Raw genomic sequence first — 22012 nt, 5'->3', positions numbered from 1 at the left:
GACGGTCATTCCTCGTACGCCGACATCGGCACGCAGCTGCAGAACAGGTTGCGGTCGCCGTACACGTTGTCGACGCGGCCGATCGGCGGCCAGTACTTGGCGTGGCGGCGTTCGTCCAGCACCGCGGCGCCCACCTCGCGCGGGTAGGCATGCGTCCACTCGCCCTTGAGCAGGGTGGCGGCCGTGTGCGGCGCGTGCTTCAGCGGGTTGTCGTCCTGCGGCCATTCGCCGCGCTCGACGCGCCGGATCTCCTCACGGATGGCGATCATCGCGGCGATGAAGCGGTCGATCTCCTCCAGCGTCTCGCTTTCGGTGGGCTCCACCATCAGCGTGCCGGGCACCGGGAAGCTCAGGGTCGGCGCGTGGAAGCCGTAGTCCATCAGGCGCTTGGCGACGTCCTCGGCGGTCACGCCGCTGCTGTCCTTCAGCGGCCGCAGGTCGAGGATGCACTCGTGCGCGACATGGCCGTTCTCGCTGGCGTACAGCGTCGGGTAGTGCTCGCGCAGGCGGGCGCTGATGTAGTTGGCGCTGAGGATGGCGACCTCGGTGGCCTGCGTCAGGCCCTCGGCGCCCATCATGCGGCAGTACATCCAGCTGATGGGAAGCACCGCGGCGTTGCCCAGCGGCGCGGCCGACACGGCGCCCACCGGGTGCTCGGGCAGGCCGCCGGCCTTGTGACCGGGCAGGAAGGGCACGAGGTCCTCCACCACGCACACGGGACCCACGCCGGGGCCGCCGCCGCCGTGCGGGATGCAGAAGGTCTTGTGCAGGTTCAGGTGGCTCACGTCGCCGCCGAACTCGCCGGGCGCTGCCACGCCCACCAGCGCGTTCATGTTGGCGCCGTCCACGTACACGCGGCCGCCGTGCTGGTGCACCAGCGCGCACAGCTCCTTGACCTTCATCTCGAACACGCCGTGCGTGCTGGGATAGGTGATCATGATGCAGGACAGCTTGGCGCTGTGCTGCTCGCACTTGGCCTTCAGGTCCGCCATGTCCACGTTGCCGTTGTCGTCGCAGGCGGTCACCACCACCTGCATGCCGGCCATCTGCGCGCTGGCCGGGTTGGTGCCGTGGGCGGAGGAGGGGATCAGGCAGACGTTGCGGTGCGCCTGGCCGCGGCTCTCGTGCCAGGCCCGGATGGCCAGCAGGCCGGCGTACTCGCCCTGCGAGCCGGCGTTGGGCTGCAGGCTGATGCCGGCATAGCCGGTGGCCTGGCACAGCCAGGCGCGCAGCTGCGCGTCGAGCTCCGCGTAGCCCTGCAGCTGGTCGCGCGGCGCGAAGGGATGCACGTGCGCGAACTCCGGCCAGGTGATGGGGATCATCTCGCTGGTGGCGTTCAGCTTCATGGTGCAGCTGCCCAGGGGATCATGCTGCGGTCCAGCGCGAGGTCCTTGTCCGAGAGCGCGCGGATGTAGCGCAGCATGCCGGTCTCGCTGTGGTGCGTGTTGAAGACCGGGTGCGTGAGGAAGTCGCTGGTGCGGCGCAGCTCCTGCGGGATGCGCGGCTCGATCCCCTTCTCGAAGGGCGCGAAGTCCGGCAGCGCCTGCCCGGGCTTGGCGAAGATGCTCCAGATCAGTTCCACGTCGGCCCGCGTGCTCGTCTCGTCCAGCGAGATGCAGATGTACTCGTCCCAGGCCATGCGCAGGTTCGCGCGCAGCGCGTGGCCCTTGGCCACCAGCGCCTGCGTGGCCTCGCCGGTGCGCAGCGAGATCGTGTCGAAGAAGGCGGCCTTCTGCGGCGCATGGCCCAGCTGCTCCAGGCCCTTGGCCAGGATCGCGGTGTAGCTCGCCACGCGCTGCGCGATGCGGCGCAGGCCCTGCGGCCCGTGGTACACGGCGTACATGCTGGCGACCACGGCCGGCAGCACCTGCGCGGTGCAGATGTTCGACGTGGCCTTCTCGCGGCGGATGTGCTGTTCGCGCGTCTGCAGCGCGAGCCGGTAGGCCGGATTGCCGTGCGTGTCGACGCTGACGCCCACCAGCCGGCCCGGCATCGAACGCTTGAACTCGTCGCGGCAGGCCAGGTAGGCCGCGTGCGGGCCGCCCGCGCCCATGGGCATGCCGAAGCGCTGCGTGGTGCCGACCACGATGTCGGCGCCGAACTCGCCGGGCGGCACCAGCAGCGTCAGCGCCAGCAGGTCGGCGGCGACGATGAAGGCCGCCTGCTTCGCATGGGCCTGCTGCACGTCGGCGCGCAGGTCGTCGATGCGCCCGCTGGTGGACGGGTACTGCGCCAGCACGGCGAAGTAGTCGCCGGCGATCGCCTTCTGCCACTCCTCGCGGGAATTGGCCAGCACCACCTCGATGCCCAGGGGCTTGGCGCGGGTCTGCACCACCTCGATGGTCTGCGGATGGCAGTCACCGGCGACCAGGAAGGTGTTCGACTTGCTCCTGACGCTGCGCTTGGCCAGCGTCATCGCCTCGGCGGCGGCGGTCGCCTCGTCCAGCATGGACGCATTGGCGATGGGCATGGCCGTGAGGTCGCACACCATGGTCTGGAAGTTCACCAGCGCTTCCATGCGGCCCTGGCTGATCTCCGCCTGGTAAGGCGTGTACGCGGTGTACCAGGCCGGGTTCTCCAGGATGTTGCGCAGGATGACGCCCGGCGTGAAGGTGCCGTAATAGCCCTGGCCGATGAAGCTGCGAAAGACCTGGTTGCGGCTGGCCATCGCGCGCAGTTCCAGCAGCGCCGCCGCCTCGGTGGCCGGCGGCGGCAGGCGCATCGCGCTGGCGCGCGCGATCGAGCGCGGCACGATGCTGTCTATCAGCGCGCGGCGCGAAGCCTCGCCGATCACCGACAGCATGTGGCGCTCGTCGGCCTCGGACACGCCGATGTGGCGCGGGATGAATTCGGTGGTGTTTTCCAGCTCGCCGAGCGGCCGGGCGGATTGCATCAGCATTCAGACTTTCGATGACAAATGACTTTGCCGCAGGCGCGGGGGTCATGCCCGCGCAGCGGGCGTCAGGCGTTCGCCTTGACGAACTTGGAGTAATCCGGCTCGTCCATCAGCACGTCGAATTCCGCCATGTCCTTGATCAGGATCTTGAAGAACCACCCGCTGCCCATCGGGTCCTTGTTGGCCATCGACGGGTCGGCGCGCAGGTCCTCGTTCACTTCCGTGACCTCGCCGGCGATCGGCATGTACACGTCGGCCGCGGCCTTGACCGATTCCACCACGCCGGCCACTTCGCCCTTCTGGTAGACCTTGCCGACTTCGGGCAGGTCCACGAACACCACGTCGCCCAGCGCGTCCTGCGCATGCAGCGTGATGCCCACCACCGCGTATTCGTGGTCCTCCAGCTGGACCCACTCGTGCTCGGGCGTGTACTTGACGGTCATGGTTGCTCCTTTGCTCAGGCGGCCGGGCCGCGGTAGTAACGGTTGGGGACGAAGGGCATGGCGCTCACTTCCATGGGCACGGGCTTGCCGCGCACGATCGCCTGCAGGCGGGTGCCGGGCGTTGCCAGCTTCGGCGGGACGTAGCCCATGGCGATCGGCCGGTCCACCGTGGGCCCCAGCAGGCCGCTGGTGACCTCGCCGACGCGCATGGCCTGGCTGCCCATGCCGTGTGCGTCGTGCAGTTCGGTGTGTTCGCGGACGGGCACGCGCTCCAGCGCCACCAGGCCCACGCGCTTGCGCGTGAGCGCCTCGCTGCCATCCAGCTGCGCCAGCACCTTGGCCGCGCCGGGGAAGCCGCCGGCGCGCGCGCCGCCGGTGCGCCGCACCTTCTGGATCGCCCAGTTCAGCGCCGCTTCCACCGGCGTGGTGGTCGTGTCGATGTCGTTGCCGTACAGGCACAGGCCCGCTTCCAGGCGCAGCGAGTTGCGCGCGCCCAGGCCGACCGGCTTCACCTCCGGCTGCGCGAGCAGTTCGCGCGCGAAGGTTTCGGCCTGCATGCCGGGGATGGAGATCTCGAAGCCGTCCTCGCCGGTGTAGCCGCTGCGGGTGATGAACAGGTCCACGCCCTTCCACTGGAAGCCGGCGCCGGTCATGAACACCAGCTTCTCCACGCCGGGCACCAGCCGCTTCAGGGCATCGACCGCCTTCGGCCCTTGCAGTGCGAGCAGGCCGCGCTCCGGCATGGGGATGACCTGGCAGCGGCTGCCGATGCGGTCCTGCATGTGCTGGATGTCGCCGACCTTGCAGGCGCCGTTGACGATCACGAACAGGTCGCTGCCGCGGTTGACGAACATCAGGTCGTCGATGATCGTGCCTTCGTCGGTGAGCAGCAGGCCGTAGCGCTGTTTGCCCGGCGCCAGGTCGATCACGTCCACCGGCATCAGGGTCTCGAAGGCCGCGGCGGCATCGGGACCCACCAGGCGCAGCTGGCCCATGTGCGAGACGTCGAACAGGCCGGCACTGGCGCGCGTGTGGTGGTGCTCGGCCATCAGGCCGGCGGGATATTGCACCGGCATGGCATGGCCGGCGAACGGGACCATGCGCGCACCCAGTTCCAGGTGCAGGGCATGCAGGGGTGTCTTCTGAAGCTCTTCTTGAGGGGCGGACACGCGGGCTCCAACAGGCTGAAGGCCATCGTACACACGATGGGCGGCGGGCCCGTGCTGTCCGCTTTACCTGAGAGATTCACCCTTTGCGGGGGCTTGCTCCTTCGGTGGGTGACTGCTCATCCGCAGCCGCCTCTCTCCAGCAAGGTGACGCCCCGGCGAGCGGGGCGTTTGCCAGTCCTTGGTGCCTGAGCGTTCGGCTGTGCGCCTGCGCCTTCGGCGGCTTCGCTCGAAGCGATGCTCTCTCCTGACGGCCGGGATTCTAGCCCATCGTCATTTCGCGTAGACCAGGTCGCGCAGTCCCAGCGACAGCGAAGGCACGTAGGTGATCACCATCAGGCAGGCCAGCACCACCAGCACGAAGGGAACGAGCTGCGTGATGATCCGGTCGAGCGAGATCTTGGCCACCGTGCAGGCGGCGAACAGGTTCACGCCGAAGGGCGGCGTGATCATGCCCAGCGCGAGGTTGACCACCATCACCAGCCCGAAGTGCACCGGGTCGATGCCGAAGTGGATCGCCACCGGTGCCAGGATGGGCGCCAGCACGATGATGGAGGCGCTGGTCTCGATGAACATGCCGATGATGAACAGCGCCGCGTTCACGCCCAGCAGGAACATCGCCGGGCTCTTCAGCACGTCCTGCAGCCAGATGCCGATCGCTTCCGGCACGCCCGCGCGCGTGATCAGGAAGGCGAACAGCCCCGCGTTGGCGATGATGAACATGATCACCGCCGAGGAGATCACCGACTTGCGCAGGATCATGTAGAGGTCGCGCACGCCGATCTCGCGGTAGACGAACACCCCGACCACCAGCGCGTAGAACACGGCCACCGCCGAAGCCTCGGTCGGCGTGAAGATGCCGCCGTAGATGCCGCCCAGGATGATCACCGGCATCAGCAGCGCCCAGCCGGCCTGCAGGAAGGCGCGGCCGAAGGGCAGGCGGCCGTCGCCGTCGTTCTTGCCCCAGCCCTTCCACTTGCACCAGATCCACACGAACACCATCAGCGCGCCGCCGATCAGCAGCCCCGGGCCGAAGCCGGCGATGAACAGTTCCCCGATGGAGACTTCGGCGCTCACGCCGTACAGGATCATCGGGATCGAGGGCGGATGATCACGCCCAGCTCCGCGCTGGTCGCCTGCAGCGCCGCGGCGTAGCTGGTGGGGTAGCCGTGCTTGATCAGCGCCGGGATCAGGATGGCGCCGATGGCGAAGGTCGTCGCCACCGAAGACCCGGACACCGCCGCGAAGATCATGCAGGTCAGCACGCAGGTCATGGGCAGGCCGCCCTGCACGCCGCCGACGATGCTCTTGGCGAATTCCACGAGGCGGCGCGAGATTCCGCCGGTTTCCATCAGGTTGCCGGCCAGGATGAAGAAGGGGATGGCCGCCAGCGGAAACTTGTTGATGGCGTTGAACATCTCCTTGACGGAGATCAGCATGTGGGCGTTGCTGGCCTGGATCCCGACCAGGGACGCCAGCCCGATGGAAACGGCGACCGAGACGCTGAGCGCGAAGCACAGCACCATGGTGGCGAGCATGGCGGTGGTCATTGCGCGGTCTCCAGTTCGTGGCGCTGCGGATCGAGCAGGTTGCCGACGATCCCGAGGATGCAGAAGAGGGCACCGACGGGCAGCGCGAGGTAGCCCCAGAACATCGAGATGGACTCCAGGCCCGCCATCGACTGCACCTGGCCTCGCACAGCGTAGTCCCAGCCCCACCAGAGGATGACGAGGATCAGGGCGAGCGAGGCCAGGGCCACCGCCCAGTCCAGCACGCGCCGGCCGCGCGGGCGGATCACGCGATAGAGCACGTCCACGCTGACCATCGCGCCCTGCCGGAAAGCGATGGGGATGCCGAGGAACACCATCCAGATCAGCGACAGGCGGATCAGGATCTCGGTCCACTCCGCCGGCTGCTCCAGCACGAAGCGGGTGACGATCTGGAACATCGCCAGCGCACTGGCGATGACGAGCATCAGGCAGGCGCCGGCCAGGGCCACGCCGCTGGTGAAGCGCTCGATGCGCAGGAAGGTTTCTTTCACGGGCACCTCGTTCTCAGCGTGAAAAGGCCCGCGGTGCGCGGGCCTCCCAGGATCCCCGCCTGCGCGGGGATGACATGCGATGCCGCGCGGCGCGCGACGCACGTCACTTGTGGTTGCGGATCTTGTCCAGCGCGGCCTTGCCGAACTGCTTCTCGAACTCCGCGTTCACCGGCGCCAGCGCCTTGACGAACTTGGTCTTGTCGAGATTGTCCACCACCGTCATGCCCTTGGCGCGCAGGTCGGCCACGCCCTTGGCGTCGTCCTCGTCCACGCGGGCGCGGTTGGCCTTGGTGCCTTCCTTGGCGGCGTCGATGAAGGCCTGCTTGTCGGCGGCCGACAGCTTGTCGAAGGCCGCCTTGTTCATCACGAAGATCGCCGGCGAGTACACGTGGCCGGTCAGCGACAGGTGCTTCTGCACCTGGTCGAACTTGGCCGAGATGATCACGGACAGCGGGTTCTCCTGGCCGTCCACGGTGCCCTGCTGCAGCGCCGTGAACACTTCCGGGAAGGCCATCGGGGTGGTGATGATGCCGAAGCCCTTGTAGGCGGCGATGTGCACCGGGTTCTCCATGGTGCGCATCTTCAGGCCCTTGAGGTCTTCCGGCGCGTTGACCGAGCGCTTGCTGTTGGTCATGTGGCGGAAGCCGTTCTCGGCCCAGGCCAGCGCCTTGAAGCCCTTGGACTCGAACTTCTGCAGCATCTCCTGGCCGATCGGGCCGTCGAGCACCGCGCGCGCATGCGCCTTGTCGCGGAACAGGAAGGGGACGTCGAGGATCTTGGTCTCGGGCACGAAGTTGGGCACCGGGCCGGTGGAGGAGAAGGCCAGTTCCTGCGTGCCCAGCTGCACCGCCTCGATCGACTCGCGCTCGCCGCCCAGGGAGCCGTTGTAGAAGGTCTGGACCTTGTAGCGGCCATTGGTGCGCTTCTCGACTTCCTTGGCGAAGGTGTCGATGGCGATGCCCTGGTGCGAGTTCTGCGAGGTGGAAATGCTGATCTTCATCGTCGTCTGGGCGGCGGCCAGCGAGCTGGCCAGCAGGCCGGCGGACAGCACGGCAAAGAGCTTGGTGAACTTCATGGGGTCTCCTGGGGGAAGGCGGGTACGAATCCGCGATCATGCCCGACGGTGGGGCGGGGGCGGAACGGGGGTTGTACGGACGGGGAGTGTCAGCTTGTTGTCAACGATCGGGAACGCCTTGGGTCCCCGCCTGCGCGGGGATGACGATTGCTACATGTTCGTGTAGTTCGGCCCGCCGCCGCCTTCGGGCGTGACCCAGACGATGTTCTGCGTCGGGTCCTTGATGTCGCAGGTCTTGCAGTGCACGCAGTTCTGCGCGTTGATCTGCAGGCGCGGGCTGCCGCCTTCCTCCACGAACTCGTACACGCCGGCCGGGCAGTAGCGGCTCTCGGGGCCGGCGTACTTCTGCAGGTTCACGTTGACCGGGACCGAGGCGTCCTTGAGCGTCAGGTGCGCCGGCTGGTTCTCCTCGTGGTTGGTGTTCGAGATGAACACCGAGGAGAGCCGGTCGAAGGTCAGCTTGCCGTCGGGCTTGGGATAGGCGATCGGCTTGCACTGCGCCGCCGGCTTCAGGTAAGTGTGGTCGGGCCGGTCGCGGTGCAGCGTCCAGGGGATGCTTCCGCGCAGCACGAACTGCTCGATGCCGGTCATGAAGGTCGCCACCGAGCGGCCCTTCTTGAACCAGGTCTTGAAGTTGCGCGCCTTGTTCAGCTCGGTGTACAGCCAGGAATTCTCGAAGGCTTCCGGGTAGGCCGTGAGCTCGTCGTGCTGGCGCCCCGCCATCAGCGCATCGAAGGCCGCGCGCGCGGCCAGCATGCCGGTCTTCATGGCCGCATGGCTGCCCTTGATGCGCGAGGCGTTCAGGTAGCCGGCGTCGCAGCCGACCAGCGCGCCGCCCGGGAACACGGTCTTGGGCAGCGACAGCAGGCCGCCCACGGTGAGCGCCCGCGCGCCGTAGCCCAGGCGCTTGGGCTTGCCGGCGTCGAAGTACCAGCGGATGTTGGGGTGCGTCTTGAAGCGCTGGAACTCCTCGAAGGGCGACAGGTAGGGATTGGAATAGTCCAGTCCGACCACGAAGCCGATCGCGACCTGGTTGTCCTCCAGGTGGTACATGAAGGAGCCGCCGTAGGTCATCTCGTCCAGCGGCCAGCCGGCGCTGTGCAGCGCCAGGCCGGGCGTGTGGCGCGAGGGATCGATTTCCCACACTTCCTTGATGCCGATGCTGTAGCTCTGCGGATCGCGGTCGGCGTCGAGCTTGTAGCGGGCGATCAGCTGGCGGCCCAGGTGGCCGCGCGAGCCCTCGGCGAAGATCGTGTACTTCGCGTGCAGTTCCATCCCGAGCTGGAAGTTGTCGGTGGGCTGGCCGTCCTTGCCGATGCCCATGTTGCCGGTGGCCACGCCCTTGACCGAACCGTCCTCGTTGTAGAGGACCTCGGCCGCGGGGAAACCGGGGAAGATCTCCACGCCCAGCGCCTCGGCCTGCTGCGCCATCCAGCGCGTGACGTTGGCCAGGCTGACGATGTAGTTGCCGTGGTTGCCGAAGTTGTTCGGCAGCAGGAAGTTGGGCACCCGGCTGCCGCCGTTCTCGCCCAGGAACAGGAAGATGTCCTCGGTGACCGGCTGGTTCAGCGGGGCACCCTTTTCCTTCCAGTCGGGAAACAGCTCGTCGATCGCGATCGGGTCGATGATGGCGCCCGACAGGATGTGCGCGCCGGGCTCGGAGCCCTTCTCGAGCACGACCACCGAGACTTCCTTGCCTTCCTGCGCGGCGATCTGCTTCAGGTGGATCGCCGTGGCCAGCCCGCCGGGCCCGCCGCCGACCACCACCACGTCGTATTCCATCGCTTCGCGGGGTCCGTACTGCGCCAGGATCTCTTCTTGTGTCATGGGTCTCGCCGATAATGGTTTGCACTCGCGCGTCGCGCACCGTGCCGCGGGGCTGCAGCATTCTATGCGCCGCGCCCGGGGCATCGAACGACCGTTCCATTCGAATTCTAGAGAGGACACCCAGTGACTTACAGCATCGACTTGTCCGGCCGTGTCGCGTTCGTTACCGGCGCCTCCAGCGGCCTGGGTGCGCAGTTCGCACGCGTGCTTTCGCGCTCCGGGGCGGCCGTGGTGCTGGCCGCCCGCCGCATCGAGAAGCTGAAGGACCTGCGCGCGCAGATCGAAGGCGAGGGCGGCGACGCGCACGTGGTGGGGCTGGACGTCACCGACATCGACAGCATCAAGGCGGCGGTGGCGCATGCCGAGACCGAGATGGGCTCGATCGACATCCTGGTGAACAACTCGGGCGTCAGCACCACGCAGCGCATCCAGGACGTGACCGAGGAAGACTTCGACTACGTTTTCGACACCAACACCAAGGGCGCCTTCTTCGTCGCGCAGGAAGTCGGCAAGCGCATGCTGGCGCGTTCCAAGGCTCGGCGCCGGGCAAGCACCGGCGGGCACATCATCAACATCGCGTCGGCCGCGGGCCTGCGCGTGCTGCCGCAGATCGGCGTGTACGCCATGAGCAAGGCGGCGGTGGTCCACATGACCAAGGCCTTCGCGCTGGAGTGGGGCCGCTTCGGCATCAACGTCAACGCGCTGTGCCCGGGCTACATCGACACCGAGATCAACCACCACCACTGGCAGACCGAGCAGGGCCAGAAGCTGGTGCAGATGCTGCCGCGCAAGCGCGTGGGCAAGCCGGAGGACCTGGACGCGGCGCTGCTGATGCTCGCTTCCGACCGCAGCCACTTCATCAACGGCGCGGTGATCTCGGCGGACGACGGCTTCAGCCTGTGAAGCCGGCGCGCGGGCGCGCATGCTGACCGGCGTGCTCGCCGGCCTGGCGGCCGGCGCCCTCTGGGGCGTGGTGTTCGTCGCGCCGCGCATGGTCGAGGGCTACAACTCGGTGGATCTCACCGCCGGCCGCTTCGTCGCCTACGGCCTGGTGGCGGCGCTCGTGTGCGCAGCCACGCGACGCGCGCTGCCCGACGCGCGGCAGGCCTTGTCCGCCATCGGCCTCAGCCTGCTGGGCTTCACCGGCTACTACCTGCTGCTGGTGCTGGCCATCCGCGACGCGGGCACCGAAGTCCCCAGCCTGGTCATCGGCACCATCCCGATCTGGGTGATGCTGCTCGGCAAGCCCGGGCACCTGCGCTGGGCCGCGCTGGTGCCGGGCATCCTGCTGACGGCCGCGGGACTGGCGCTGATGACGCTGGCTCCGCAGGCGGGCGACGGCGGCGTCCAGGGCGAGCACTACTGGCGCGGCATCCTGTGGGCCTGCGCCTCGCTGGCCTCGTGGACCGCGTTCGCGCTGCTCAATGCGGCCTGGCTGAAGCGCCACCCCGAGGTGAGCGCCACCGACTGGGCCAACTGGCTGGGACTGGCCACCGGCGCCGGCGCGCTGGTGCTGTGGGCCGTGGCCGGCTCCGACCTGCGCACGCTGGCGACGCTGCCGGATGCGCCCCTGTTCCTCGGGCTGGCGCTGGCCACCGGGGCCGGCTCCGCCTGGCTGGCCACCATCCTGTGGAACATGGCGAGCCGGCGCTTGTCGCCCAGCCTGTGCGGGCAACTGATCGTGAGCGAGACCTTGTTCGCGCTGGCCTATTCCTTCGCCTGGGACGGCCGCTGGCCGACCTTGGCGCAATGGGCGGCGGTCGTCCTCTTCACCTTGGGTATCCTCGCATCCATCAAGGCGCACCGATGAAGCTCGAACTCCCCGCGAACAGGAAACTGGTCCACACCCTGCAGATGCCGATCCGCTGGGGCGACATGGACGCCATGGGCCACGTGAACAACACGCTCTACTTCCGCTACCTGGAAGTGGCGCGCATCGACTGGTTCCAGACGATCGGCTGCAACGTCAATCCGCAGGGCGAGGGGCCGCTGATCGTGAATGCCTTCTGCAACTTCCACAAGCAGCTGGAGTACCCGGGCGACATCGTGGTGAAGATGTACGTCAGCGACCCGGGACGCAGCAGCTTCGAGAGCTGGAACGAGATCGTGCGGGTGGACGACCCCGACACCGTCTACGCGAGCGGAGGCGCGACCACGGTGTGGGTGGATTTCCCGAAGCAGAAGTCGGTGCCCATGCCGGCGTGGTTCCGCGAGATCGTGTCCTGAGCTGGGGTTCGGCTTCGCCTCACCGCCAGCCTACGGGGGCGGGTTCGTGTAGGCTGGTGGTGAGCGCAGCGAACCCCAGCTTCCTTCACGCCTTCTTCTCCCGCGGCACCCGCCCCATCAGGTAGAACTCCGGATTCGGCATCATGTTCGAGAAGCTCGCCATGCGGTTGCTCAGGCCGAAGAAGGCGGTGATCGCCGCGATGTCCCAGATGTCCTCGTCGTCGAAGCCGTACGGGTGCAGCGCCTCGAAGTCGGCCTCGGCGATCTCCTGCGAGCGCAGGCAGACCTTCATCGCGAAATCGAGCATCGCGCGCTGGCGCGGGCTGATGTCGGCCTTGCGGTAGTTCACCGCCACCTGGTCGGCCACCAGCGGCTTCTCTCGTAGATGCGCAGGATGGCGCCGTGCGCCACCACGCAGTACAGGCACTCGTTGGCCGCGCTGGTCGCCGTGACGATCATTTCGCGCTCGCCCTTGGTGAGAGAGCCCGTCTCCTTGAGCATCAGCGCGTCGTGGTAGGCGAAGAAGGCGCGCCACTCGGCCGGCCTGCGGGCCAGCGCGAGGAAGACGTTGGGCACGAAGCCGCTCTTTTCCTGCACCTCCAGGATGCGCTGGCGCATGTCCTCCGGCAGGTCCTTCAGTTCGGGCAGGGGGTAGCGGTTCATGCGGGTCTCCTTGAGGCCGCAAGGTTAACGCAGCCGTCGCACGCGGGCTATGCTCGCGGCTTCAATCGAGGAGACCCGCATGCTGGAACTGTCCAAGGACCCCGAAACCCAGGCCGGCCTGGTCACCCGCCGCAAGGTGCTGGGCGACGCCTACGTCGATGCCTCGCTGAATCGCGCCACGCCCTTCACCGCGCCGCTGCAGGAGCTGGTGACCAAGCACGCCTGGGGCAACACCTGGCAGCGCGACGGCCTGGACCTGCGCACCCGCAGCATCGTCACCGTGTCCATGCTGGTGGGCCTGGGCAAGATGCACGAGCTGAAGATCCACGTGCGCGGCGCCCTGAACAACGGCGTGACCCCGGCGGAACTGCAGGAGATCTTCCTGCACGCCAGCGTGTACTGCGGCTTTCCCGCGGCGCTGGATGCCTTCCGCACCGCAGCAGAAGTGATCGACGCCAAATAACCCCTGCTGCCTCTGCATGACCGTCGCGGAATGTGACGGGTGCAGCAAGTGGTGAGCCTGCGCTCCCGGGCGGCTGCGGCCGGGCTATCGTGGGGGCATGAACAGCTGGCGCACCACGGGCCTGGTCCTGACCGCGATCGTCGCCGCGGGATCCATGCTGCTGGCCGCCTACGTCGGCGCCTTCGGTCCCGCGCCGCGGTCCGCGCAGCCCGTCCTGCACGGCGCGACCAGCGCGCCGCTCGCCGCGGTGCCGGTGGCGGCGCAGCCGGCCGCCGTCGCTGCCGCCAGCACCTGCCCGGCGCAGCCGATCCTCCAGGCCCGCGGCGAAGGCGACGGCCAGTTCCTGCTGCAGGCGGCGCTGTCCGCCAGGACGCCGACCGAAGCGGCCGCCTTCGTTGCGGTGGCGCGCGAAGCCGCCTCCCAGGGCCGCATGCGCGACGCGGAAGTGGCGTGGATCGCCGCCTGCCACGTGGCCGAGCGCTCCTCCGGCGCGCAGTCCGCGCCGGTGGCCGACATGAAATCGCACATGGGCCAGCACTACGTGACGCTCGCCGCGCAGGAACGCACGGAAGCCGCCCGCGACGGCCTGCTGCAGCGGGCCTCCACGCTGTTCTCCGAAAGCGCGCAGGCCTTCGCCAGCGCGCTGGGCCGCAACGCCTCGCGCACCCGGATGGCGGAGCGCCGGCTGGCCTCGGTGCGCGAGCCGGCCACCCTGCGCGCCGCGCTGCGCCAGCAAGCGGGTGACCCGACCGCCACCATGGGCGCCGCGCGATCTGGCTCCGCGGACATCCCCGGCCGCCCGGCCATGGCCGGCAACGCGCACGTCCTGATCCGCTCCGACCCGGAGCTCTCGCAGATGGAGAGCGACCTGCAGCGCCTGCGCTCGCAGGCCAGCCGGGTGGCGCGCGACCCGCGCGGCATGCGTGCGCGCGATGCCTGGGCGCAGGCGCAGCGCGACAGCCAGTGCCAGGACCGCGGCTGCCTCGTGCGCTGGTACGCCCAGCGCCGCCAGCAGCTGCTCAACGAGTTCTGAGCGCCGCCCTCAGGCGTGCGCCGCGGCCGGCACTTCGCGCAGCATGATGGTGTAGAGGCGGCCGCCGCGGACTTCCGCCACCGAGATCGACGCCTGCGCGCGGAAGTGCAGGCCGTCGGCCCGCACGCCCTCGATCACCCGCCCGCCGGCCATCTGACGGGTGAGGCCTTGCGCGGCCCGCTGCCGCATGGCCGCATGCGCAGCCCGCGCCGGCTGCGGCACCAGCGACTCGATCGGCGAGCCCAGCGCGTCCTCGGCGTGCAGCCGGAACAGCTTCTCGGCCGCCGGGTTGAACAGCACGATCCGGCCGGCGTCGTCGGCGGTGACAATGGCTTCCGTGGCGGCGGCCAGGATGGCCCGCATGCGCTCCTCGCCCTGGGCCAGGGCGGCGTGCGCGTCGTCGAGCGCGGCGTGCGCGTGGGCGAAGGCCAGTCCGAGCTGCCGCGCCTCCTGGAACACGGGCTCGGGCAGCTTGAGCTTCGCGTGGTGGCCCATGGCCCGGACCGCGCTTCCCAGCGCCTCCACCGAGGCGCCCAGCGAGTTGGCCATCCACCAGGCCAGCGCGACGATCAGCAGCAGCACGCCGCCGGTTCCGGCCAGCAGCACGCCCGACGAGCGCACCAGCGGCGCGGCCAGCTCGGACTCGGGGATGCCGATGACGACCGCCCACCCGTAGTGCGGCGAGCGGCTGAAGGCGGTGACCACCGGCACGCCTTCCAGCGTCACGCTTTGCACCGCGTCCTCCGGCACCTCGCCGATGCGCGCGACCAGCGCCGCGGGCGCCGGCTTGCCCAGGTGCTGCTCGTGGTCGCGGGTGCGCGCGATGACCGCGCCGGAGCGGTCCAGGACGGCCGCGATCCAGCTGGGGGCAGCTTCTGGCGCGCCAGCACCTGCTGCAGCGTCGCGGGGGCGATGTCCGCATTGACCGCGTGCCGCGTCCCCGCGGGGCCCTGCACCGGCACGCCCACGCCCACCAGGGGGTGCCGGTGAGCGGCGAGCGGTACAGGTCGATGACCGAGGGCCTGCCGGTGCGGATCGCCTCCAGCATCTGCGGCGACGCCTCGGCGGGCAGCGGCGTGCCGAGCGCGGCGGCCGTGTTCATGGACTGGCGGCCCGAGGCATCCAGCATCAGGACGTTGGCCGCGTCCTCGGCACCCTGCAGCACCAGGGCTTCGCCATGCAGCCGCGCGAGATTGCCTTGCGCCAGGGAAGGCGACTTCGCCAGCGCCAGCAGCGCCCACTCGGTGTTGCGCAGGCGGTCGTCGACCGCGGCCATCAGGGCGCGGGCGGTGCCGATCGCGTCCGCCTCGGTCTGGCTTCGCTCGCGCTGGTACTGGTGGGCGACCAGCGCGAAGGCGAGCGCGGCCATCGGCAGCACGCAGGCGAACGCCAGCAGCAACAGCAGTTGCCGCAGGGTGGGCAGGGCGCGGACGGGGGCGGCGGGGCGTTTCAATCTATCAACGACGATAACGTCCCGGACTCCCCTCCGTTTGCGCCAGATCAAGTGCGCGAGGACCCTAGGAACCAGCCATCAGCTTGTGCACCAGATCGGCGGTGGTGTTGGCGCGGTACTTGCGCATCAGGCGCGCCCGGTAGATCTCCACCGTGCGATGGCTGATGGTGAGCGTCTTGCCGATTTCCTTGGACGTCAGGCCCTCGAGCAGGCGCGCGGCCACCTCGCGCTCGCGCGCCGTCAGTTCCGCCTTCACCGGCCGCTGGGCGCTCAGGTCCTCGAAGGCCCAGATGCCCGACTCGTGCGGCGCTTCCCGGTTGAGGGCCCGCCCGGTGACGTGGCACCAGAACACCTCCCCGCTGGCGCGCTTCATGATGCGGTCGTCGCCGTAGTGGCCCTTGGCGTTCAGGATGGGCACCATGCGCTTGCCCAGGCGTTCGTATTCCTCCGCGCTCGGGTAGAGCACCAGGAAGGACTGGCCGGTCAGCGTCTCGCGCGACCAGCCGAACATCTCGCAAAGCTGCGCATTGCAGTCCACAATGACGCGGTTGCGCGAGAGGCACAGGCCCACGGGCGCGTGCTCGAAAGCCAGCCGGTAATCGACATCCATCGGTGCGATTCTCTAAGGAGTACTACGTAACATGCTAGGTAGTATCGTACCCCCTCATCCGGGTGGCTCCCGCGCGCCCGCGTCTTGCAGCAGGAGAGTGGAGTGAACAAGATCTATCCCAGTGCGGCGGCGGCCATCGCCGGCGTGGTCAAAAGCGGCCAGCTCATCGCCGTCGGCGGCTTCGGCCTGTGCGGCATCCCGGAGGCGCTGATCGAGGCGGTGAAGGAGAGCGGCGTGCAGAACCTGACCGCCATTTCCAACAACGCGGGGGTCGACGACTTCGGCCTCGGCAAGCTGCTGCAGACGCGCCAGATCAAGAAGATGATCTCCTCGTACGTCGGCGAGAACAAGGAGTTCGAGCGCCAGTACCTGGCGGGCGAGCTGGAGCTGGAATTCACGCCCCAGGGCACGCTGGCCGAGAAGCTGCGCGCCGGCGGCGCCGGCATCCCGGCCTTCTTCACCAAGACCGGCGTGGGCACCATCGTGGCCGAAGGCAAGGAACTGCGCGAGTTCGACGGCGAGACCTACGTGATGGAGCGCGCCCTGCTGCCGGACGTGGCGCTGGTGAAGGCCGACGTGGCCGACCGCTCGGGCAACCTGCGCTTCAACCTGACCGCGCGCAACTTCAATCCCGCCGCGGCGATGGCCGGGAAGATCTGCATCGTGGAAGTGGAGCGCATCGTGGCGGTGGGCGAGATCGCCCCGGACGACGTGCACCTGCCGGGCATCTACGTGCACCGCATCGTGCACAACCCGACGCCGGAAAAACGCATCGAGAAGCGCACGCTGCGCGACCGCAAGTAAGGAGAAGACGGACATGCCCTGGACCCAAGACCAGATGGCCGCGCGCGCGGCCAAGGAACTGCAGGACGGCTTCTACGTCAACCTCGGCATCGGCATCCCGACGCTGGTGGCGAACTTCGTGCCGGACCACATCGAGGTGTGGCTGCAAAGCGAGAACGGCATGCTGGGCATCGGCCCCTTCCCCTACGAGGACGAGGTCGATCCCGACCTGATCAACGCGGGCAAGCAGACCGTCACCACCATCAAGGGCTCGTCGATCTTCGGCAGCCACGACAGCTTCGCCATGATCCGCGGCGGCAAGATCAACCTGTCCATCCTGGGCGCCATGCAGGTCAGCGAGCAGGGCGACCTGGCCAACTGGATGATCCCCGGCAAGATGGTCAAGGGCATGGGCGGCGCGATGGACCTGGTGGCCGGCGTGCCGCGCGTGATCGTGCTGATGGAGCACGTCGCCAAGAAGAAGGACGGCACCGAGGACCTGAAGATCCTGCCCAAGTGCACGCTGCCGCTGACGGGCGTGGGCGTGGTGGACCGCATCATCACCGACCTGGGCGTGTTCGACGTCACCCCCAAGGGCCTGAAGGTGGTGGAACTGGCGCCCGAGGTCAGCTTCGACCTCGTGCAGTCCAAGACCGGCGTCAAGCTCCTGCAGCAGTAGGCTGGCGGTGAGCGCAGCGACCCCAGCGACGCCCTCGCGGCGCTCTGGCGGCTCGCCGCGCTCCCCGACGACGCGCTCGCCTGCGCCCACCTCACCGGCTCCGACCCGGTCTACCCCTCCTCCTTCGCGGTCGCCACCGCGGCCCAGGCCACCATCGCCGCGGCGGCGCTCGCCGCCTGCGAAGTGGGCCACGTCCGAGGCACGGAGCGCCAGCGCGTCAGCGTCGATGCCGTGCATGCGGCGGCCGAATGCCTGGGCTGGTTCAGCATCGACGGCCGCGCGCCCGAACTCTGGGACAAGTTCTCCGGCCTCTATCGCGCCCGCGACGGCTGGGTGCGCGTGCACGCCAACTTCCGGCACCACCGCGAGGGCGCGCTGCGCCTGCTCGGGCTGGACCCCGGACATGCCGACCGCAAGGCCGCCGAGCAGGCGATGCTGTCCTGGGCGGCACAGGCCTTCGAGGACGCGGCGGCGCGGGCGGGCCTGGTCGCCACGGCCTGTCGCAGCTTCGCGCAGTGGGATGCGACCGAGGCCGGCCGCGCCATCGCCGCGCAGCCCCTGTTCACCCTCACGCGGCTGGGCGATGCCGAGCCGCTGCCGCTGCCGCCGCTGTCGGCGCAGCACCGGCCGCTGGAAGGCGTGCGCGTGCTCGACCTCACGCGCATCCTGGCCGGTCCCGTGGGAGGGCGCGCGCTGGCTGCCTACGGCGCGGACGTCATGCTGGTCAATGCACCGCACCTGCCCAACATCGAAGCCATCGCCGACACCAGCCGGGGCAAGCGCTCGGCCCTGGTGGACCTGCGCACGCCGGAAGGGCGCGCCGCCATGGACGACCTGGTGGCGGGCGCGCACGTGTTCGTGCAAGGCTATTGCCCGGGCGCGCTGCACCGGCTGGGCTACGGGCCGGAGCAGCTGGCCTTGCGCCGGCCGGGCATCGTCTGCGTGTCGCTGTCGGCGTACGGCCCCCAGGGACCGTGGAAGGACCGGCGCGGCTTCGACTCGCTGGTGCAGACGGCCACCGGCTTCAACCTGGCCGAGGCCGAAGCGGCGGGCGACCCCGGGCGGCCGCGGGCCCTGCCGATGCAGATCCTCGACGAGGCCAGCGGCTACCTGATCGCCTTCGGTGCCGCGGCGGCGCTGCGGCGGCAGCAGCTGGAGGGCGGCAGCTGGCACGTGCAGGTGTCGCTGGCCCAGACCGGCCACTGGCTGCGCCAGCTGGGCCGGGTGCCGAACGGCTTCGCCGTCACGCCGCCCGAGCTCGAACCCTTGCTCGAAACCACCGCTTCCCGCTACGGCGCGCTGCGGGCCGTGCGGCACAGCGCCGGGCTGGGCCGCACCCCCGCACTCTGGCGCCGCCCGTCGGAGCGGCCGGGAGATTCAGAGGCGCGCTGGTAACGTCCGGTAGAGCCTCGGGATGGTTGCTGACACCCGTTCACTGGCTTCGCCTGCGTACTTTGCACGGTCGGATCCTCATCATCCGGCCATTCAGATTCGCGCCGTGATCCGCGGCGGAAGGGCACACAAATGAAAGCGAAACTGGTCGTTCTGTTCGGGTTGCTGGCGGCGGGCGCCAATGCCATGGCCTGCTACACGGTCTACGACAACAGCAACCGCGTGGTCTACCGCGGCCTCGATGCGCCGGTGGACATGAGCCTGCCGCTGCACGAAGCGCTGGCGGGCCGCTTCCCGGCGGGCTCCAGCATGGTGTTCGACCAGGCGTCCACGTGCACGCCGGTGAGCATCGCGCAGGTGGCGCGGCCGACCGGCCCGATGGTGCCGCCCAACACGATCCGCATGGAACGCACCGGCCGCCAGATCTCGCCCACCAGCTCGGCGCCGCTGCTGACCGACCGCGAGACGGCGCAGCGCCAGCAGCTGCCTTATACGGTGTTGTCGGGTGACGTGGTGATGGTGACGGGCGCCGCCGCCGCACGCGCCGACTTGCGCACCTTCAACGTGATCCCGGCGGACACGGCGATCGCCCGTGCCGCCGTGCCGAACACCGCCGCCATGGGCGCGGGCCCGGCCCCGGCGCGTCCCCAGACGGTGATCACCGAGATGCGCGACCCGCCGATGACCATCATCCAGCAGGGCAACAACGTCTCGATCCGCCGCAACTAGGCGGCGGTCCTAGCGGAAGCGCCGGCTCATGAACGGCGAGCCGGCCAGCCCGAAGCGCCAGGGCACGTCCGCGGCCTTGCTGATGCCGATGCGCGGACCCACCACCACCTCGTGCTGCCGCTCCGGCGCATGCACCTCGAAGGGCTTCTGGTCCAGGCGGTGCCCGTTGTAGTCGTGGACGATGGCGAGGGCCTGCCCGACGCGGCCGGGTCCCGCGCACAGCAGGCGCACGTCGTGCATCCCGCGCCTCTCGCACATCACGTCGATGCCCTGCAGCGGCTCCAGCGCGCGGATCAGCACGCCGGCGCCATGGCCGTCCTCGCGGCACACGAAGTTCAGGCACCAGTGGATGCCGTAGGAGCGGTACACGTAGGCGCGGCCCGGCGGGCCGAACATCGCGCGGTTGCGCGGCGTCGGCCCCGAGTGGCTGTGCGAGGCGGGATCCTCGCGGTCGTAGGCCTCGGTCTCGACGATGCGGCCGCCGACGCCGTCCACCAGCAGCACCGCGCCGATCAGCGCGCGCGCCACCTCAGGCGCGTCACCGGCGAAGTCCTTGGAACGCAGCCGCCTAGGCATCGGCCAGTTCTTCCTCGCGGTCCTCGCCCAGGAAGCCGCCGCTCTGGTGCGCCCAGAGCCCGGCGTACACGCCGCCTTGCGCCAGCAGTTCGCGGTGCGTGCCCTGTTCGACGATGCGGCCCTGGTCCATCACCACCAGCCGGTCGAGCGCGGCGATGGTGGACAGCCGGTGCGCGATGGCGATCACCGTCTTGCCCTGCATCAGGTCCTTCAGGCTGGCCTGGATCGCGGCTTCCACTTCCGAGTCGAGCGCGCTGGTGGCCTCGTCCAGCAGCAGGATGGGCGCGTCCTTGAGCATCACGCGCGCGATCGCCACCCGCTGGCGCTGGCCGCCGGAGAGCTTCACGCCGCGCTCGCCCACGTGCGCGTCGTAGCCGGCGCGGCCCTGCGGGTCCGTCAGCGTCTGGATGAAGGCGTGCGCCTGGGCCCGGCGGGCCGCCTGCACCATCTCCTCCTCGGAGGCGGTGGGCCGTCCGTACATGATGTTGTCGCGCACCGAGCGGTGCAGCAGCGAAGTGTCCTGCGTGACCATGCCGATGTTGGCGCGCAGGCTGTCCTGCGTGACGCCGGCGATGTCCTGGCCGTCGATCTGGATGCTGCCGCCTTCGAGGTCGTAGAAGCGCAGCAGGATGTTCACCAGCGTGGACTTGCCGGCGCCCGAGCGGCCGATCAGGCCCACCTTCTCGCCGGGGCGCACCACCAGGTTGAAGTCGGCGATGACCGGCTGCGCCTTGCCGTAGCCGAAGCGCACCTGCTCGAAGCGCACCTCGCCGCGCGTGACCTGCAGCGGCTTGGCGTCCGGCCGGTCCAGCACCTGGCGCGGGCGCGTGAGGGTGCCGATGCCGTCCTGGATCGTGCCCACGTTCTCGAACAGGGACGCCATCTCCCACATGATCCAGTGCGACATGCCGCTCACGCGCAGCGTCATCGCCGTCACGGCCGCCACCGCGCCGGGGCCGATCTGGCCCTTCGTCCACAGCCACACGCTGTAGCCGCAGGCCGAGACGATCAGCGAGACCACCAGCGTGTGGTTCACGATCTCGAAGCCGCTGACCAGCCGCATCTGGCGGTGGCCCGTGGTCATGAACTCCGACATGGCCTGCCGCGCGAAGCCAGCCTCGCGCTGCGTGTGCGAGAACAGCTTCACCGTGGAGATGTTGGTGTACGCGTCGGTGATGCGCCCGGTCATCATCGCGCGCGCATCGGCCTGCGCCCGGCCGACGCGCGCCAGCCGCGGCACGAAGTACCAGCAGGACAAGGCGTAGAGCACCAGCCAGACGGCCAGCGGCAGCACCAGCCGGCGGTCGAAGCTGCCGGCCAGCGCCATGATGGTGATGAAGTAGACGCCGATGGCGATCACGACCTCGATGATCGTGAACAGCATCTCGCGCACCGCCAATGCCGTCTGCATCACCTTGGTGGTGATGCGACCCGCGAATTCGTCGGAGTAGAAGGCCAGGCTCTGCCCCAGCATCATGCGGTGGAAGTTCCAGCGCAGGCGCAGCGGGAAGTTGATCGACAGCGTCTGGTGCTTCAGGAAGGTGTGGAAGCCGACCAGGGGGACGCTCGCGAACAGGAAGGCGACGAACACCAGCATGGTCCCGCGCTCCTGCTCCCACAGCAGCTCGGGCCGGGCATTCGCCAGCCAGTCCACGACCCGGCCGAGCACGGCGAACAGCCAGGCATCCCAGGTGGAGATGGCCGCGCTCAGGACCGCCAGGCCGACGAGGTAGCCGCGCATGCCCGCCGTGCAGGCCCACACGAAGGAGAAGAAGCTCTTCGGCAGCTCCGGGGGCTCGGCCTCCGGGTAGGGGTGAACAAGTTTCTCGAACAGCCGGAACAAGCGAGGGACTCCAGGGACTAGCGCTCCCGCGACAGTGGAGCGGAAGTATTGACGGATTCGGGGGATGGCTGCGCGGGTGCGCCCGGATGGCTTCCGGCGGGCTGCAAAACACTG

General features: G+C 69.2%; 18 protein-coding genes, 3 pseudogenes and 2 riboswitches. Of the genes and pseudogenes, 9 read left to right on the top strand and 12 right to left on the bottom strand.

Going from position 1 to position 22012, the window contains the following annotated elements; genetic code table 11:
• Positions 1-5 precede the first annotated feature (5 nt).
• From gcvP to HK415_RS11300, 7 genes and pseudogenes are all read right to left on the bottom strand, one after another.
• A pseudogene (gcvP, locus tag HK415_RS11330) lies at positions 6-2899 on the bottom strand (aminomethyl-transferring glycine dehydrogenase).
• Between the two features lie 62 nt (positions 2900-2961).
• Complete coding sequence (gcvH, locus tag HK415_RS11325) at positions 2962-3339, bottom strand: glycine cleavage system protein GcvH (protein ID WP_171559122.1); 378 nt, start codon at positions 3337-3339, stop codon at positions 2962-2964.
• Between the two features lie 14 nt (positions 3340-3353).
• Positions 3354-4508: a glycine cleavage system aminomethyltransferase GcvT gene (gene gcvT / locus HK415_RS11320; protein WP_171559118.1), complete on the bottom strand. Its 1155-nt coding sequence runs from the start codon at positions 4506-4508 to the stop codon at positions 3354-3356.
• Positions 4509-4552: 44 nt separating this feature from the next.
• A riboswitch (glycine riboswitch) is annotated at positions 4553-4658 on the bottom strand.
• A 12-nt stretch (positions 4659-4670) separates the two neighbouring features.
• A riboswitch (glycine riboswitch) is annotated at positions 4671-4765 on the bottom strand.
• A 13-nt stretch (positions 4766-4778) separates the two neighbouring features.
• Positions 4779-6055, bottom strand: a pseudogene (locus HK415_RS11315) (TRAP transporter large permease).
• Complete coding sequence (locus HK415_RS11310) at positions 6052-6546, bottom strand: TRAP transporter small permease (RefSeq protein WP_171559115.1); 495 nt, start codon at positions 6544-6546, stop codon at positions 6052-6054. Before HK415_RS11310 ends, HK415_RS11315 begins: the two are co-directional and overlap by 4 nt.
• Positions 6547-6649: 103 nt before the next feature.
• Entirely contained in the window at positions 6650-7621 is a 972-nt protein-coding gene (locus HK415_RS11305; protein WP_171559110.1) for a TRAP transporter substrate-binding protein, read from the bottom strand.
• 150 nt (positions 7622-7771) lie between these two features.
• Positions 7772-9448 carry an electron transfer flavoprotein-ubiquinone oxidoreductase gene (locus HK415_RS11300; protein WP_171559107.1) on the bottom strand — a complete coding sequence of 559 codons (1677 nt, stop codon included), beginning with the start codon at positions 9446-9448 and terminating at the stop codon, positions 7772-7774.
• Between the two features lie 123 nt (positions 9449-9571).
• On the opposite strand from HK415_RS11300, the gene HK415_RS11295 reads away from it, so the two are divergent.
• From HK415_RS11295 to HK415_RS11285, 3 genes are read left to right on the top strand one after another with little or no spacing between them, the layout of a single operon-like run.
• The gene (locus tag HK415_RS11295) at positions 9572-10351 is read left to right on the top strand and encodes an SDR family oxidoreductase (protein ID WP_171559102.1); all 780 of its coding nucleotides are present in this window, start codon (positions 9572-9574) and stop codon (positions 10349-10351) included.
• Positions 10352-10370: 19 nt separating this feature from the next.
• Positions 10371-11258, top strand: a complete 888-nt coding sequence (locus HK415_RS11290; RefSeq protein WP_171559098.1) for a DMT family transporter — start codon at positions 10371-10373, stop codon at positions 11256-11258.
• Positions 11255-11674: an acyl-CoA thioesterase gene (locus HK415_RS11285; protein ID WP_171559095.1), complete on the top strand. Its 420-nt coding sequence runs from the start codon at positions 11255-11257 to the stop codon at positions 11672-11674. The genes HK415_RS11290 and HK415_RS11285 overlap by 4 nt, the downstream gene beginning before the upstream one ends.
• A gap of 85 nt (positions 11675-11759) precedes the next feature.
• On the opposite strand, the pseudogene HK415_RS11280 reads toward HK415_RS11285, so the two are convergent.
• A pseudogene (locus HK415_RS11280) lies at positions 11760-12337 on the bottom strand (peroxidase-related enzyme).
• A 79-nt stretch (positions 12338-12416) separates the two neighbouring features.
• Here HK415_RS11280 and HK415_RS11275 point away from each other — a divergent pair.
• Together HK415_RS11275 and HK415_RS11270 are read left to right on the top strand one after the other, a co-directional pair.
• Positions 12417-12800, top strand: coding sequence for a carboxymuconolactone decarboxylase family protein (locus HK415_RS11275; protein ID WP_171559090.1), 384 nt, complete (start codon positions 12417-12419; stop codon positions 12798-12800).
• A 97-nt stretch (positions 12801-12897) separates the two neighbouring features.
• The gene (locus HK415_RS11270; protein ID WP_171559087.1) at positions 12898-13833 is read left to right on the top strand and encodes a hypothetical protein; all 936 of its coding nucleotides are present in this window, start codon (positions 12898-12900) and stop codon (positions 13831-13833) included.
• A 9-nt stretch (positions 13834-13842) separates the two neighbouring features.
• Here the strand turns inward: HK415_RS11270 and HK415_RS26325 are convergent, their stop codons facing one another.
• Complete coding sequence (locus tag HK415_RS26325; RefSeq protein WP_171559084.1) at positions 13843-14583, bottom strand: PAS domain S-box protein; 741 nt, start codon at positions 14581-14583, stop codon at positions 13843-13845.
• Between the two features lie 767 nt (positions 14584-15350).
• Complete coding sequence (locus HK415_RS11260) at positions 15351-15896, bottom strand: LuxR C-terminal-related transcriptional regulator (RefSeq protein WP_171559079.1); 546 nt, start codon at positions 15894-15896, stop codon at positions 15351-15353.
• Positions 15897-15998: 102 nt separating this feature from the next.
• On the opposite strand from HK415_RS11260, the gene HK415_RS11255 reads away from it, so the two are divergent.
• From HK415_RS11255 to HK415_RS11240, 4 genes are all read left to right on the top strand, one after another.
• Positions 15999-16700 carry a CoA transferase subunit A gene (locus HK415_RS11255; protein ID WP_171559076.1) on the top strand — a complete coding sequence of 234 codons (702 nt, stop codon included), beginning with the start codon at positions 15999-16001 and terminating at the stop codon, positions 16698-16700.
• A gap of 13 nt (positions 16701-16713) precedes the next feature.
• On the top strand, positions 16714-17358 hold the full coding sequence (locus tag HK415_RS11250) for a CoA transferase subunit B (protein ID WP_171559073.1): 645 nt from the start codon (positions 16714-16716) through the stop codon (positions 17356-17358).
• Positions 17359-17541: 183 nt separating this feature from the next.
• Complete coding sequence (locus tag HK415_RS11245) at positions 17542-18753, top strand: CoA transferase (protein WP_309246664.1); 1212 nt, start codon at positions 17542-17544, stop codon at positions 18751-18753.
• Positions 18754-18882: 129 nt separating this feature from the next.
• Positions 18883-19479, top strand: coding sequence for a hypothetical protein (locus HK415_RS11240; RefSeq protein ID WP_171559070.1), 597 nt, complete (start codon positions 18883-18885; stop codon positions 19477-19479).
• 9 nt (positions 19480-19488) lie between these two features.
• Here the strand turns inward: HK415_RS11240 and HK415_RS11235 are convergent, their stop codons facing one another.
• Together HK415_RS11235 and HK415_RS11230 are read right to left on the bottom strand one after the other, a co-directional pair.
• Positions 19489-20055 carry a DNA-3-methyladenine glycosylase gene (locus tag HK415_RS11235; RefSeq protein WP_171559067.1) on the bottom strand — a complete coding sequence of 189 codons (567 nt, stop codon included), beginning with the start codon at positions 20053-20055 and terminating at the stop codon, positions 19489-19491.
• Positions 20048-21898: an ABC transporter ATP-binding protein gene (locus tag HK415_RS11230; RefSeq protein ID WP_171559064.1), complete on the bottom strand. Its 1851-nt coding sequence runs from the start codon at positions 21896-21898 to the stop codon at positions 20048-20050. The genes HK415_RS11235 and HK415_RS11230 overlap by 8 nt, the downstream gene beginning before the upstream one ends.
• Between the last annotated feature and the right edge of the window lie 114 nt (positions 21899-22012).

This window comes from Ramlibacter montanisoli, from assembly GCF_013087525.1.
GTDB classification, from domain to species: domain Bacteria; phylum Pseudomonadota; class Gammaproteobacteria; order Burkholderiales; family Burkholderiaceae_C; genus Ramlibacter; species Ramlibacter montanisoli.
The sequence above is the reverse complement of the archived record's forward strand: the minus strand, read 5'-3'. Positions and strand labels throughout refer to the sequence as shown.